Below are 12,875 nucleotides of genomic sequence, written 5' to 3' on the forward strand. Positions count from 1 at the left end.
GGAGGACCGGTGTCCGAGAACATCGCCGTCGCACTGCCCGCCGACACCACCGCCACCGAGGAGCGCCGTCACCGCGAGCCGCTGGTGTTCGGGGGCCTCCCCGAGGCCGAGGGCTGGGCGCTCGCGCCCATCACCCCCCGCGACCGGGTGCACTTCCGCACCGACCGCGAGCTGCCGCTGGCCGAGTTCCGCGCGGCGCTGCCGGCCGGCGTCACGGTCACCTACGACGAGGGCGACGGGCTGTACCGCGTCGACGGCGAGCCCGGGTCCGCCGAGCCGCTGGCCGCGCTGGTCCGCAGCTGGTGCGCCGCCGGGGGCTACGGCACGGTCGGGCTCCGGCCGGAGACCGGCGTCCGCCGCCGGGCGCCGCGCGACCTGCCCGCCGCGTTCCTGTCCGACCTGTGCCGGCACTACTGCCGGGTCAGCCTCAAGCGCCTGCAGCGCAACATGTCGACGATCCGGCTGCACCTGCCGGACAACGACGACATCGACCAGCAGGTGGCCGAGTGGGTGCTCAAGGCCGTGTCGACCTACGACGAGACCAAGTCGGTCCCCTTCGGGGCCTACCTGGCCACCCAGCTGTCCAAGTGGGTGCACGACCTGGGCCGCAACGCCTACGGCCGGACCGCGGCCGACACCGAGAACAAGCAGCAGAAGGCGATCGCGTCCTTCACCGCCGAGCACCAGCGCCGGCCCAGCGAGAAGGAGCTCGCCGCCTACATGGGGCAGAGCGTCGCCACGCTGCGCCGCAACTCCCAGACCGTCGCCACGCTCAACGGGCTGCGCAACCTGCAGTCCCTGGACGGCGGGGCGGACGCGGTCGAGTTCGTCGTCCCGGACAGCGCCGAGGTGCCCGACGAGATCATGGGGGAGGCGGAGCAGACCCTGCTCTCGCACGCCCTGACCGCCGCCTGCGCCCCCGACCCGACCGCGCGCCGGGACCAGCGCGCCGCCCAGCCGAACGTGCTGGGCTGGGCCACGTGGTACCTGACCACCTGGGGCGGGCAGACCAAGACCCAGCTGTCGGCGGACCTGAACACCTCGGTGCGGAACATGAACGTGCACGCCGACCGCGCCGAGCGCGCCCTCAAGGAGCGGCTCGCCGAGCTGGCCGGATGATCCGGCGGCCCCTGGAAGGGGCCGCGAGCACCTCATGACGGCCCGTCGTCGTCCCCGCTCCGGTGGGGACGACGGCGGGCCGTCGTGCTGCCCGGGGACCGGCGCGGCGGGGAAAAGCTGCTGCACAGGGGTCCACCGGGTCGTCCACCTGCCGATGTACAGCTCGTGACCGCACCGGAGAGCCCGCGCCGCCCCGCGGGGAGCCGCCCGGTGGCTGCGCCCCCCGCTCCGCCGCGCCGCCCCGCCGTGCCGGCCACCCTCCGCCGGGCGGGACGGGCATGAGCCTCCCGCCCCTGCAGGACCCGGCCCAGGCCGTCCTGGTGCCGCACTGGCTCAGCGCCGTCGACCGCCGTGAGGTGGAGCGGGTCGTCACCGACGCGCTGGCCGGCGGCCCGGTGCACCCGGTCGCCGCCGTCCACCTCGCCGAGGTGCTCACCGAGCTGCACGTCGCCGCGGCCCGCGAGGTCGTCTGGCCGGCGCCGACCGCCCGGGTCCGCCGGGCCACCGGCTGGGGCGAGGACGTCGTCCCGGTCCGGCTGTCGGCCGTCGAGCTGGCGAGCGTGCTGTCGCTCCCGGACCTGGCGGACGTCGCCCGGGAGGCTCTGACCGGCGGACGCAGCGCGTGACCGGAGCGCTGTTCGGTGCACCGGCCGGGCTGTTCCGCCGGCTGGACCGCTCGGAGGTGCGGGTCCCCGACGTCCGGGCCGCCGTCTCCCGGCTCACCGCCGCGGGGCTCGACCCGCTGCTGGAGCTGCAGGTGCTCGACGGCGTCCGCGGGCCGATGCTGGTGCTCGACGAGGCCGGCCGGACCACCCGGGTGCTGCTCGGCGAGCTCGCGGCCGAGATGACCCGCGCCCGGGTGGCCGCCACTCCCGAGGGCGTGACCGCCGCGCTCGCGGCCTGGCTCGCCCGACGGCCGGTGCCCGACCGCCTCGCCGCCGCCGGAGGGATCGCCGTGCTCGACTGGACCGACGCCCGGCAGACGACGCTGGGCTGGCGGGTGGTCCTGGTCCGCGACGGGGTCCTGGTGCCCTGGCGCCCCTCCCGCACCGCGACCCTGCCGGCCGTGCACCAGACCCGGTCCTCGGCCCTGGGCCGCGCGGCCGGGGTCGCGGGGGAGCTGCGGATGGCCGGCCCGGTCGGGTTGTGGACCTCCGCGCAGCCCGGCGTCGACACCGCGGTGCTCGTCCGCCCGGAGGTGGTGCTCGCCGGGATGGCCGGCCGCGGTCTGCGGCTGCACGACCCGCACGTGGTCGTCACCCCGCGCCGGCCGGTCGCCTGCGCGGACGCCCCGGTCGCCCGCCGGCTGGTGGCCGAGGCCGCCGACGCCAGCGTGACGATCCCGTGGCGGGAGCTCGCCGACCTCGGCTGGGCGTGACGCTCAGCTGATCAGGTGGCCGTACTCCCAGTGCCACGGTTCCGGGTTGCGCCCGTCGGCCTGTGCCCAGTCCGGGTGCACCCAGCCGTAGTGCGCGGCGTTGGCCTGCATCCACGCCGTCTGGGTCGTGCCGAACACGTTGACCCCGCCGCACAGGTCGACCGCCAGCCCCCAGCCGTGGTTCGAGGTGCCGGGCACCGCGGTGATCGCCGGCTTGCGGTGGTGGGCGTCGACCTGGGCGTCCAGCGAGCGGTAGGAGTCGGTGATGCACAGCGGGCTGCCGAACGTCGCCGCGTAGGCGGCGGACATCGCGGTGTAGGCGGCGGCCGCGTCGCAGCGCAGCCGCTGCCCCTTGCCGACCGGGCACAGCTGGTCGCGGGGGATCTGCCCGTTGGCGAGGCCGCCCCACGCCGGGGGCACCGGCTGGGCCGCCGTGCCGGGCGCCGAGGTCGCTCCGCAGGTCGCGGCACCCGTGCCGGTGACCGGCGGATCGGTCGGGGTCGCCACCGGGACGGTGACCCGGACGGCGGTGCTCAGGTCGGTCACGTCGCGGACGGCCACCTGCCAGCGGTCGGCCGAGGCGGACAGCACGCTGGTGCCGCCGAGGTAGAGGCCGACGTCGTCCAGGCCGTCGCGGGCGTCGGTGCTGAAGACCAGGTCACCGACCTGCAGCTGGCCGACCGGCACCGGGGTGCCCGCCGCCCACTGCTCGGCCAGGCCGCTCCCCAGGCCGACGCCGGCCGCCGTCCATGCGGTGGAGGTCAGCCCGCCGCAGCCGTACCCGTCGGGGCCGCTCTGGTCGGCCAGGTACGGCTTTCCCAGCTGGGAGAACGCGGCGCTGACCGCGGCGACGGTCTCGGCGGGCAGCACGGTCAGCGTGCGGCCGGCGACGAAGGTGGAGGCGACCCCGGCGACCGGCGCGCCGGAGGCGTCCCGCAGCGGGGCGAGCCCGCTGGGCAGGTCGGTGGGGTCGGTCAGGTCGGCGGCCGGCGGCGGGGTGATCCCGCCGGTGGCGAGCTGGCCCAGGTAGCCCTGCCAGTCGGCCAGCGCTGCGGCGTTGCGCCCCTGCTGCGCGGTGGCCGCGGGGCTGGTGCCCAGTCCGGCCCACCGGGCGCTGACGGCGGGGTCGAGGGCGGCCACCAGCTCGCGCACCTCGAGCAGGACGCCCGCGGCCGTGCGCCGGGCATCGGCGGCCGCGGTCTCGGCGGCCCGGGCCGTGTCGGTGTAGGTGGCGGCGTGCACCGCGGCGGTCCCGGCGCGGGCCACCTGCGCGGCCTGCTCGTCGGACAGCCGCTCGGCCAGGCCCGTGGCGTGCAGCACGTCGGTGGTCGTGCCCGGGGTGGTCAGCGACAGCTGGGCCAGCGGCCAGCGCTCCTGGGCGCTGCGCCGGTAGGCGGCCGCGGCGTAGGCACCGACGGCGGCCCGGTCGGTGGCGACCGCGGCCCGTGCGGCGGCACCGGCGTCGCGGGCCTGCTGCGCCTGGGTGTCGAAGGCGGTGGCCGCGGCCAGCGCCGACCGGTAGCGGGAGGTCGCGTCGGCGAGGGTCGCCGCCGTCGCCTGCGCCTGCCCGAGGGCGTCGGAGCTGCCGGGGACCTGCCCGGCCTCGGTCGGCGGCTGGGCGAGCGCGGCGAGGACGGTGGTGAGCGCGAGCGTCGTCCCGGCGAGGACGGCCAGCCGGCGTCCCCAGGCCCGGACGGCGCCCGGGGTGCGGGTCCGCGGGGCGGAGGTCGTGCGGGGGGCGGGACGGCGACCGGTGGTGCCCGGGCGGGCGGCCGTGCCGGTGCGGGGCGCGCCGGCCCGCGGCACGGTCGCCGTCCGTCGGGCGGGTGCCCGGCCGGCCGGGGGACGGGCCGGGACGCGGGTCCGGGGCGCAGCTGCCTGCGCGCGTGGTGCGGCCACCGCGTCCCTCCCTGCCCCGTGCGACGGATCGGCCCGGACGCCTGGTGGCGTCCGGTGTCCTGATCACATCGACGGGCCCGGGGGGTGGGCACAGCTCCGTCACCGGTTCGGGGGGTGCCGCTCACCCCATCGGGGTGCCGGCCGGGGACACGACGAGGCCCCGCCGTCCGGTGCGGACGACGGGGCCTCGTGCGGGGTGCTGCTGGGGTCAGCGCTGGTCGACCGGCACGAAGGCGCGCTCGGTCTCGCCGGTGTAGACCTGCCGCGGGCGGCCGATCTTCGTCGCCGGGTCCTCGATCATCTCGCGCCACTGGGCGATCCAGCCGGGGAGCCGGCCGAGCGCGAAGAGCACGGTGAACATCTTGGTCGGGAAGCCCATGGCCCGGTAGATGAGCCCGGTGTAGAAGTCGACGTTCGGGTAGAGCTTGCGCTGGATGAAGTAGTCGTCGGAGAGCGCGACCTCCTCCAGCTGGCGGGCCAGGTCGAGCAGCTCGTTGTTGCCGCCGAGCTTGTTGAGCACCGTGTCGGCGGTCTCCTTCACCAGGGCCGCGCGCGGGTCGTAGTTCTTGTAGACCCGGTGCCCGAAGCCCATGAGCTTGACGCCGGGCTCCTTGTCCTTGACCCGGGCGACGAAGCGGCCGATGTCGCCGCCGTCGCGCTTGATCGCCTCCAGCATCTCCAGCACCGACTGGTTCGCCCCGCCGTGCAGCGGGCCGAACAGCGCGTTGATGCCGGCCGAGACCGACGCGAAGAGGTTGGCGTGCGAGGACCCGACCAGCCGCACCGTGGAGGTCGAGCAGTTCTGCTCGTGGTCGGCGTGCAGGACGAAGAGCATGTCCAGCGCCTTGACCAGCTCCGGGTCGGCCTCGTAGGGCTCGGCCGGGAAGCCGAAGGTCATCCGCAGGAAGTTCTCCACCAGGCCCAGCGAGTTGTCCGGGTAGAGGAACGGCTGGCCGACCGACTTCTTGTAGGCGTAGGCCGCGATGGTCGGCAGCTTGGCCAGCAGCCGGAGGGTGGAGATCTCCACCTGGCGCTGGTCGAAGGGGTCCAGCGAGTCCTGGTAGAAGGTCGACAGGGCGCTGACCGCCGAGGAGAGCACCGGCATCGGGTGCGCGTCGCTCGGGAAGCCCTTGAAGAACTGCTTGAGGTCCTCGTGCAGCAGCGTGTGCCGCCGGATGCCCTGGTCGAACTCGGCCAGCTGGTCGGCCGTCGGCAGCTCGCCGTGGATGAGCAGGTACGAGACCTCGAGGAAGCTGGCCTGGCCGGCGAGCTGGTCGATGGGGTACCCGCGGTAGCGCAGGATCCCCTGGTCCCCGTCGATGTAGGTGATCGCCGAGGTGCAGGACGCGGTGTTGACGAACCCGATGTCCAACGCAACCTGGCCGGTCGTCGCCAGCAGCTTGCTGGTGTCGATGCCCTCGGACCCCTCGGTGGAGGGGATGACCCGCAGCGGCAGTTCGCCGCCGGGCCAGCGCAGGGCCGTGTCTGAGGTGCTCGCTGTCTCGCTCATCAGCTCAGGACGCTACTCAGTTCTCCGCCGGTCGCGACACGGCCCCCGCCGTTCAGTGGCAGGGCAGGGGCCGTGCAGCCCTTTGGCCCCGTCCAGGGCCCCGCCCTGAGCTCGCGAAGGGTGGGGAGGACGGGGTCCTTCCTCAGGGGTGGGTCATGGACAGCACGTCGAGGGCGGCGTCCAGCTGCTCCTCGGTGAGCTTGCCTTGCTCCACGTACCCGCGCTCCACGACGACCTGGCGGATCGTCTTCTGCTCGGCCAGCGACTGCTTGGCGACCTTGGCCGCCTCCTCGTAGCCGATGTACTTGTTCAGCGGGGTGACGATCGAGGGGGAGGACTCGGCGTAGGTCCGGCACTGCTCGACGTTCGCCACGATGCCGTCGACGCAGCGGTCGGCCAGCAGCCGGCTGACGTTGGCCAGCAGCCGGATCGACTCGAGCACGTTGCGGGCCATCAGCGGCAGGGTCACGTTCAGCTCGAAGACGCCGGTGGTGCCGGCGTAGGTGACCGCGGCGTCGTTGCCGATCACCTGGGCGCCGACCTGGATGACGGCCTCGGGGATGACCGGGTTCACCTTGCCCGGCATGATCGAGCTGCCCGGCTGCAGGTCGGGCAGGGCGATCTCGCCGAGGCCGGTGCGCGGGCCCGAGCCCATCCAGCGCAGGTCGTTGGCGATCTTCACCAGCCCGACGGCGATGGTCTTGAGCTGGCCGGAGCCCTCGACCAGCGCGTCGCGCGAGCTCTGCGCCTCGAAGTGGTTGCGGGCCTCGGACAGCGGCAGGTCGAGCTCGGCGACGAGCCGCTCGATGATCGCGGCGGCGAAGCCGGGCGGGGTGTTGATGCCGGTGCCGACGGCGGTGCCGCCGAGAGGCAGCTCGCCGATCCGGGGCAGCGAGGCCTGCAGCCGCTCGACGCCGTAGCGGACGGCCGCGGCGTAGCCGCCGAACTCCTGGCCGAGGGTCACCGGGGTGGCGTCCATCAGGTGCGTGCGGCCGCTCTTGACGACCTCCGCGAACTCGTCGGCCTTGCGCTCCAGCGACAGCTCCAGGTGCTGCAGCGCCGGGACCAGGTCGCGGACGATGGCCTGGGTGGCGGCGACGTGGATCGCCGAGGGGAAGACGTCGTTGGACGACTGCGAGGCGTTCACGTGGTCGTTGGGGTGCACCGGCGAGCCCAGCGCCTCGGTGGCGAGGGTGGCGATGACCTCGTTGGTGTTCATGTTGCTCGACGTCCCGGAGCCGGTCTGGAAGACGTCGATCGGGAAGTGCTCGTCCCACTCGCCCCGGGCCACCGCAGCGGCGGCCTCGGTCACGGCGCCAGCGACGTCCTCGGGCAGCACGCCGAGCGAGGCGTTCACGCCGGCCGCGGCGCCCTTGATGGCGGCCAGCGCGCCGATCAGCTCGCGCTCGATCGGGGTGCCGGAGATCGGGAAGTTCTCCACGGCGCGCTGGGTCTGCGCGCGCCACTTCGCCCATGAGGGGACGCGCACCTCACCCATGGAGTCGTGCTCGATGCGGAAGTCGTCCTCGGTGGCCACGCTGCGCTCCCAGGTCCTGTCGGTCGGCTGCTGAAGTGGTGGGTGGTGCTGCAGCGACCCTAGACAGGCCCCGGATGCCGACTCACCCAGCCGGGTGAGCGACGACCCGGCGAGGCCATGGTCCCGTCATGGTGGAGCGGCGACAACGCCGCAGACGGAGGGACCCCATGTCCGAGCACGGCCCCGGCCAGCACCAGTGGTACGCCGCGGGCGACCCGTACTCCCCGGGTCACGCCCCCGGCGGCTGGCAGGCCGGGTACCCCGCGCAGGGCACCTGGGCACCGACCGCCCCGCCCTGGCCCGGGCAGCCCGTACCGGCGCCGTCGACCGGCCGGGCGCTGCTCCCGGCCGTGGTCGCCTCCGCCGTCGTGGCCGTCGGGCTGGTGCTCGCCGCCGTCCTCGGCGCGGTCGTCGTCAGCTCGTCCGCCGACGACCTCGGCCGGGCGATCGGCGACTCCTCCGCGGCCGCCGCGGCCGGGCAGCTGACCGGGGGCGGCGCCTTCGGCTGGAGCGCCTACCCGCCCGGCGGGCTGCCGGAGGTCGAGCAGTCCGAGCCGGTGGCCCCCGGTGAGCTGGGGGACGACCCCGTCCTCGACGGCTACGCCGACGCCTGCTTCGGCGGGGACCTGCAGTCCTGCGACGACCTGTACGCGGAGTCCGCGCCGCTGTCGGAGTACGAGCGGTACGCGATGACCTGCGGGGGCCGGGTCAAGGCCTTCGACGTCTACGTCTGCACCGACCTGGACTGACCACGCACCCCGCCGAGGAGCACCGATGACCCGACCGCCGTCCGGCGACCCGCCCCCGTGGGGGACGGCGCCGGAGCCCGACGGGACGACGCCGTACCCGCAGCCCACGTACGGGCCGCCGTACCAGCAGCCGCCCTACCAGCAGCCGCCGTACGGGGGCACCGAGTACGGGGCCTCGCTGTACGCGGCCTCGCAGCACGGCGCCCCGCAGTACGGGCCACCGCAGTACGGGCGACCGCAGTACGGACCACCGCAGTACGGGCCGCCCCAGTACGGCGCACCCCACCACGGGCAGCCGCAGTACGGGCAGCCGCCGTACGGGATGCCGCCGTACGGCTATGCCGGCGCGCCCCACGGGGCGTACCCCGGTGCCCGGCCGCCGGGCCGCCGGAAGCTGGTGATCGGGCTGGTCATCGGGGGCGTGGCGCTGCTGGCCGTGGTCGTCGCCGTGGTCGTCGCGCTCGCGAGGGCGATCCCGGACTCGACGGTCCCGGCGCCCACCGCCACCAGCGCGCCCACCGGCCTCGGGGACGACCCGGTGCTCGACCAGCTCGCCGTCGCCTGCCACGACGGCGACATGTCCTCCTGCGACGCCCTCTACGACGAGTCCGACGTGGACTCCGCCTACGAGGAGTACGGCGACACCTGCGCCGGGCGGCGGGGAGGCGGGGAGTGGGCGTACTGCGCGGACGTCTACTCCGACACCGACTGAGGGCCAGGACGGCGCGCGGGACCCGTCGCTAGGGTCCCGGCATGACGCAGCACCCGGAGCCCGCCCCGGACGGTCAGCCCGGTCCCGAGGCGGCTCCGCCGGGCGTGCGGGCCGGGGACGCCGACCGCGACGCGACCGTGGCCCGGCTGCAGACCGCGGTCGGGGAGGGGCGCATCGACCTCGACGAGTTCGGCCAGCGCGCGTCGGCGGCGTACACGGCGGTGACCACCGCCGAGCTGGACGCGCTGCTGGCCGACCTCCCGGCGCCTGCCTCCGCCGTCCCGGCGGTGGGGGAGGTCGTCGGCGAGCGGGTCAGCGGTGCGATCTCCACCGTCTTCGGCGACGTGAAGCTGACCGCGACCACCAGCGTGCCGGACAGGGTGAGCACCGTCTTCGGCGACGTCCGGATCGACCTGCGGGGGCTGCGCACCGCGGAGGAGGTGGTGCACCTGCAGCTGGGCACCGTGTTCGGCGACGTCGAGGTGATCGTCAGCGAGGGCGTCGCCACCGAGATCGAGGGCCGGACGGTGTTCGGCGACCGGAAGACCCAGCTGGCCGCGGTGCCCCGGCTGGCCGGCACGCCGCGGGTCGTCGTCCGCGGCTGGACGGTCTTCGGGGACCTCAAGCTGCGCAGCCTGGCACCGGGAGAGTCCGCCAGCCGCTGGCGCGGGGTGCTCGACCGGCTGGCCGCCCGCCGGCCCCCGCTGCCGCCCCCGCCGCCCCGCCCCTAGCGCGCCGGTTCAGCTGTCGTCGTCGTCGCCGAACGGGACGGCGGAGTACGCGTTGAGCTTGGCCAGCGAGTGCAGGCTGTCGATCGACCGGATGGTGCCCGACCGCGAGCGCATGACCAGCGACTGCGTGGTGCAGCCGCCCGCGCGGTACTGCACGCCCCGCAGCAGTTCGCCGTCGGTGATCCCGGTGGCCACGAAGAACACGTCGCCGCGGACCAGGTCGTCGATGTGCAGCACCCGGTCCAGGTCGTGCCCGGCGTCCAGCGCCTTCTGCCGCTCGGCGTCGTCCCGCGGCCAGAGGCGGCCTTGCAGGGCGCCGCCCATGCACTTGAGCGCGCAGGCGGTGATGATCCCCTCCGGGGTGCCGCCGATGCCCATCAGCAGGTCGACACCGGTGCCCTCGCGGGCCGCGGCGATCGCGCCGGCGACGTCGCCGTCGGTGATGAACTTGATCCGGGCGCCCGCCTCGCGCACCTCCTGGACCAGGGTCTCGTGCCGGGGGCGGTCCAGGATGCAGACGGTGACGTCGGCGGCCGACACCCGCTTGGCCTTGGCCACCCGGCGGATGTTCTCGGCCACCGGCGCGGTGATGTCGATGACGTCGGCGGCGATCGGCCCGGTGGCGATCTTGTCCATGTAGAAGACGGCCGAGGGGTCGTACATCGCGCCCCGGTCGGCCACCGCCATCACCGCGACGGCGTTGGGCATGCCCTTGGCCATCAGCGTGGTGCCGTCGATGGGGTCGACGGCGACGTCGTAGTGACCGCCGGTGCCGTCGCCGACCTCCTCGCCGTTGTAGAGCATCGGGGCCTCGTCCTTCTCGCCCTCCCCGATGACCACGACGCCGCGCATGCTCACGGTGCCGATCAGCGCGCGCATCGCGTCGACCGCGGCGCCGTCCCCGCCGTTCTTGTCGCCCCGGCCGACCCAGCGGCCGGCGGCCATCGCCGCGGCCTCGGTGACCCGCACCAGCTCCATGGCCAGGTTGCGGTCCGGTGGCGGACGGTCGCCCCGGCCGCCGGTGCTGGGCCGGGCGGCGGTGCCGCCGGGCAGTGGTCCGTCGGGCAGGGGCAGGGACACAGGACCTCCTGACGACCGCCGGACGACGCTGTCGGCGGGGTGGGGGAGCAGTGCTGCGATCCTAGGGGCATGCCCGAAACCGGCCAGCAGGGTCAGCCCGGCGGTCCCGTCCCCCCGCAGGCCGAGCCGTCCGAGGTCCCGACGTCACCCGCCGTCGAGCGGATGCAGCGGTTCACCGCCGCCAACATGGTCCGGTCGCTGCTGCCGCTGGTGCTCGGCTGCCTGCTCGTCGTCGGGGTCACCGCGATCCGGCAGAACCCCGACGACCCGGTCCGCGAGGTGGACACCTCCAGCGCCGAGCGGGCGGCGGCGGAGCTGGCCGGCTACCAGCTGCTGGTGCCCCGGGGGTTGTCCGACGACTGGCGGCCCACCAGCGTGCGCACCGACGCCGGCCAGGCGGCGGCCGGGGACCCGGTGAGCCTGCAGATCGGCTGGCTCACCCCGGCCGAGGAGTTCGCCCAGTACGTGATCAGCGACGACCCCGACACCACCGCGCTCACCGACGTCCTGGACGACGCCACCGAGGACGGCACCCAGCAGGTCGGCGCCGACACCTGGCAGCGGCTGACCACGCCGCGCGGGGAGACGGCGCTGACCCGCGCCGAGGGCACCGCGACCCTGCTGGTCACCGGCTCGGCGTCGGAGGACGAGCTGGAGACCCTCGCCGGCTCCCTGCAGCCGTACGCGCCCTGAGGGGCGGCGGCGTCAGCTGTCGGTCGGGGCGGCGGCGGCCAGGCGCTCGCGGGCCCGGTCCAGCCAGTGCTGGCAGACCTCGGCTAGCTGCTCGCCGCGCTCCCAGAGGCCCAGCGACTCCTCCAGGGTGAGCCCGCCGGCCTCGAGCCGGCGGACGACGTCGGCGAGCTCCTCGCGGGCCTGCTCGTAGGTCTGGGTCGGTTCGGCGGCCGGGTCCGGGGTGCTCACGGTCGCCCATCCTGCCGGTCCACCCGCACCGGCAGCCGACCGCCGGCGACCCGCACCTGCAGCCGCTCGTCGTCGGCCACCTCGGCCGGGTCGCGCACCAGCGCCCCGTCGTCGCGCTGCACCACCGCGTAGCCGCGGTCGAGGGTGGCCTGCGGCGACAGCGCGGCCACCTGCGCGCGGGCGTGCACGAGGTCCCGCTCGGCGCCCTCGAGCCGGTGGGTGAGCGTGCGGGTCGCCCGGCCGCGCAGCATGGCCACGTCGTCGGCCCGGCCGGTCAGCAGCCGCTGGGGGTCGGCCAGCACCGGACGGCTGCGCACGGACTCCAGCCAGCGCTCCTGCTGCTCCAGGCGGGTGCCGAGCAGGTGCCGCGCGCGGGCGCGCAGCCCGTCGACCAGCCGCCGCTGCTCACCGATCTCGGGGACGACGCGGTGCGCGGCGTCGGTGGGGGTGGCCGCCCGGACGTCGGCGACGTGGTCGACCAGCGTGGTGTCGGTCTCGTGGCCGACGGCGGTGACCACCGGGGTGCGGGTGGCCGCGATCGCCCGGACCAGGCCCTCGTCGGAGAACGGCAGCAGGTCCTCGACCGAGCCGCCGCCCCGGGCGATCACGATCACCTCGACGGCGGGGTCGGCGTCCAGCTTCCGCAGCCCGGCGATCACCGACTCGGCCGCCGTCGGCCCCTGGACGGCGCAGTTGTGCACCGCGAAGCGCACCGCGGGCCAGCGGCGGCGGGCGGTGACCAGCACGTCGCGCTCGGCTGCGCTGTCCCGGCCGGTGATCACGCCGACGACGGCGGGGGCGAAGGGCAGCGGACGCTTGCGCACGGCGTCGAACAGGCCCTCGGCAGCCAGCAGCCGCCGGATCCGCTCGATCCGGGCGAGCAGCTCGCCCAGCCCGACGGCGCGGATCTCGGTGGCGCGCAGCGAGAAGGAGCCGCGGGCGACGTAGTAGTCCGGCCGGGCCCGGACGACGACCCGGGCGCCCTCGGTGAGCTCCAGCCCCGGGCGGTCGGCGACGTCGCGGGGGCAGGTCACCGGGATGGAGAGGTCCGCGGCGGGGTCGCGCAGGGTGAGGAAGACGGTGGCTGCGCCGCCCCGCCGGGACAGCTGCGCGACCTGCCCCTCGACCCAGACCTCACCGAGCCGGCCGATCCACTCGGCGACCTTGCGGGCGACGGTGCGCACCGGCCACGGCTGCTCGGGGGACGACGGGGAGGTCACGTCCGCGAGCCTGCCACGG

13 protein-coding genes are annotated in these 12,875 nt (G+C 75.4%); 7 read left to right on the forward strand and 6 right to left on the reverse strand.

Annotated features, from left to right (window positions below):
* The first annotated feature begins 9 nt into the window (after window positions 1-9).
* The 3 genes from MODMU_RS05040 (at window position 10) to MODMU_RS05050 (ending at window position 2,497) form a co-directional block, all read left to right on the forward strand.
* Entirely contained in the window at window positions 10-1,119 is a 1,110-nt protein-coding gene (locus MODMU_RS05040; protein ID WP_014739103.1) for a sigma-70 family RNA polymerase sigma factor, read from the forward strand.
* A 278-nt stretch (window positions 1,120-1,397) separates the two neighbouring features.
* On the forward strand, window positions 1,398-1,745 hold the full coding sequence (locus MODMU_RS05045; RefSeq protein ID WP_014739104.1) for a hypothetical protein: 348 nt from the start codon (window positions 1,398-1,400) through the stop codon (window positions 1,743-1,745).
* Complete coding sequence (locus MODMU_RS05050; RefSeq protein WP_014739105.1) at window positions 1,742-2,497, forward strand: hypothetical protein; 756 nt, start codon at window positions 1,742-1,744, stop codon at window positions 2,495-2,497. Before MODMU_RS05045 ends, MODMU_RS05050 begins: the two co-directional genes overlap by 4 nt.
* Before the next feature lie 3 nt (window positions 2,498-2,500).
* Here MODMU_RS05050 and MODMU_RS05055 read toward each other — a convergent pair whose 3' ends face one another.
* From MODMU_RS05055 to MODMU_RS05065, 3 genes are all read right to left on the reverse strand, one after another.
* A complete protein-coding gene (locus tag MODMU_RS05055) occupies window positions 2,501-4,396 on the reverse strand; it encodes a D-alanyl-D-alanine carboxypeptidase family protein (RefSeq protein WP_085984732.1) in 1,896 nt (631 codons plus the stop codon).
* Window positions 4,397-4,604: 208 nt separating this feature from the next.
* Window positions 4,605-5,906, reverse strand: coding sequence for a citrate synthase (locus MODMU_RS05060; protein ID WP_014739107.1), 1,302 nt, complete (start codon window positions 5,904-5,906; stop codon window positions 4,605-4,607).
* A gap of 142 nt (window positions 5,907-6,048) precedes the next feature.
* Window positions 6,049-7,443, reverse strand: coding sequence for a class II fumarate hydratase (locus tag MODMU_RS05065; protein ID WP_014739108.1), 1,395 nt, complete (start codon window positions 7,441-7,443; stop codon window positions 6,049-6,051).
* A gap of 167 nt (window positions 7,444-7,610) precedes the next feature.
* Between MODMU_RS05065 and MODMU_RS05070 the strand changes: the two genes are divergently transcribed.
* From MODMU_RS05070 to MODMU_RS05080, 3 genes are read left to right on the forward strand one after another with little or no spacing between them, the layout of a single operon-like run.
* On the forward strand, window positions 7,611-8,192 hold the full coding sequence (locus MODMU_RS05070; RefSeq protein WP_014739109.1) for a hypothetical protein: 582 nt from the start codon (window positions 7,611-7,613) through the stop codon (window positions 8,190-8,192).
* Between the two features lie 25 nt (window positions 8,193-8,217).
* Complete coding sequence (locus MODMU_RS29035) at window positions 8,218-8,904, forward strand: hypothetical protein (protein ID WP_014739110.1); 687 nt, start codon at window positions 8,218-8,220, stop codon at window positions 8,902-8,904.
* A 41-nt stretch (window positions 8,905-8,945) separates the two neighbouring features.
* A complete protein-coding gene (locus MODMU_RS05080; protein WP_014739111.1) occupies window positions 8,946-9,635 on the forward strand; it encodes a DUF1707 SHOCT-like domain-containing protein in 690 nt (229 codons plus the stop codon).
* A 9-nt stretch (window positions 9,636-9,644) separates the two neighbouring features.
* Here MODMU_RS05080 and glpX read toward each other — a convergent pair whose 3' ends face one another.
* Window positions 9,645-10,715, reverse strand: coding sequence for a class II fructose-bisphosphatase (gene glpX / locus MODMU_RS05085; RefSeq protein WP_014739112.1), 1,071 nt, complete (start codon window positions 10,713-10,715; stop codon window positions 9,645-9,647).
* 69 nt (window positions 10,716-10,784) lie between these two features.
* Between glpX and MODMU_RS05090 the strand changes: the two genes are divergently transcribed.
* The gene (locus MODMU_RS05090; RefSeq protein ID WP_014739113.1) at window positions 10,785-11,408 is read left to right on the forward strand and encodes a DUF4245 domain-containing protein; all 624 of its coding nucleotides are present in this window, start codon (window positions 10,785-10,787) and stop codon (window positions 11,406-11,408) included.
* 12 nt (window positions 11,409-11,420) lie between these two features.
* On the opposite strand, the gene MODMU_RS05095 is transcribed toward MODMU_RS05090, so the two are convergent.
* Together MODMU_RS05095 and xseA are read right to left on the reverse strand one after the other, a co-directional pair.
* Window positions 11,421-11,636: an exodeoxyribonuclease VII small subunit gene (locus tag MODMU_RS05095; protein WP_014739114.1), complete on the reverse strand. Its 216-nt coding sequence runs from the start codon at window positions 11,634-11,636 to the stop codon at window positions 11,421-11,423.
* Window positions 11,633-12,856 (reverse strand): exodeoxyribonuclease VII large subunit, encoded by a 1,224-nt coding sequence (xseA, locus tag MODMU_RS05100; protein ID WP_014739115.1) that lies wholly within the window; start codon window positions 12,854-12,856, stop codon window positions 11,633-11,635. The genes MODMU_RS05095 and xseA overlap by 4 nt, the downstream gene beginning before the upstream one ends.
* Between the last annotated feature and the right edge of the window lie 19 nt (window positions 12,857-12,875).

This window comes from Modestobacter italicus, from assembly GCF_000306785.1.
GTDB lineage: Bacteria > Actinomycetota > Actinomycetes > Mycobacteriales > Geodermatophilaceae > Modestobacter > Modestobacter italicus.

Excerpts from the sequence above, each read along its gene's own strand:
- MODMU_RS05045 (WP_014739104.1), top strand. The coding sequence starts at position 1,398 with ATGAGCCTCCCGCCCCTGCAGGACCCGGCCCAGGCCGTCCTGGTGCCG.
- MODMU_RS05060 (WP_014739107.1), bottom strand. The coding sequence starts at position 5,906 with ATGAGCGAGACAGCGAGCACCTCAGACACGGCCCTGCGCTGGCCCGGC.
- MODMU_RS05070 (WP_014739109.1), top strand. The coding sequence starts at position 7,611 with ATGTCCGAGCACGGCCCCGGCCAGCACCAGTGGTACGCCGCGGGCGAC.
- MODMU_RS29035 (WP_014739110.1), top strand. The coding sequence starts at position 8,218 with ATGACCCGACCGCCGTCCGGCGACCCGCCCCCGTGGGGGACGGCGCCG.
- MODMU_RS05080 (WP_014739111.1), top strand. The coding sequence starts at position 8,946 with ATGACGCAGCACCCGGAGCCCGCCCCGGACGGTCAGCCCGGTCCCGAG.
- MODMU_RS05090 (WP_014739113.1), top strand. The coding sequence starts at position 10,785 with ATGCCCGAAACCGGCCAGCAGGGTCAGCCCGGCGGTCCCGTCCCCCCG.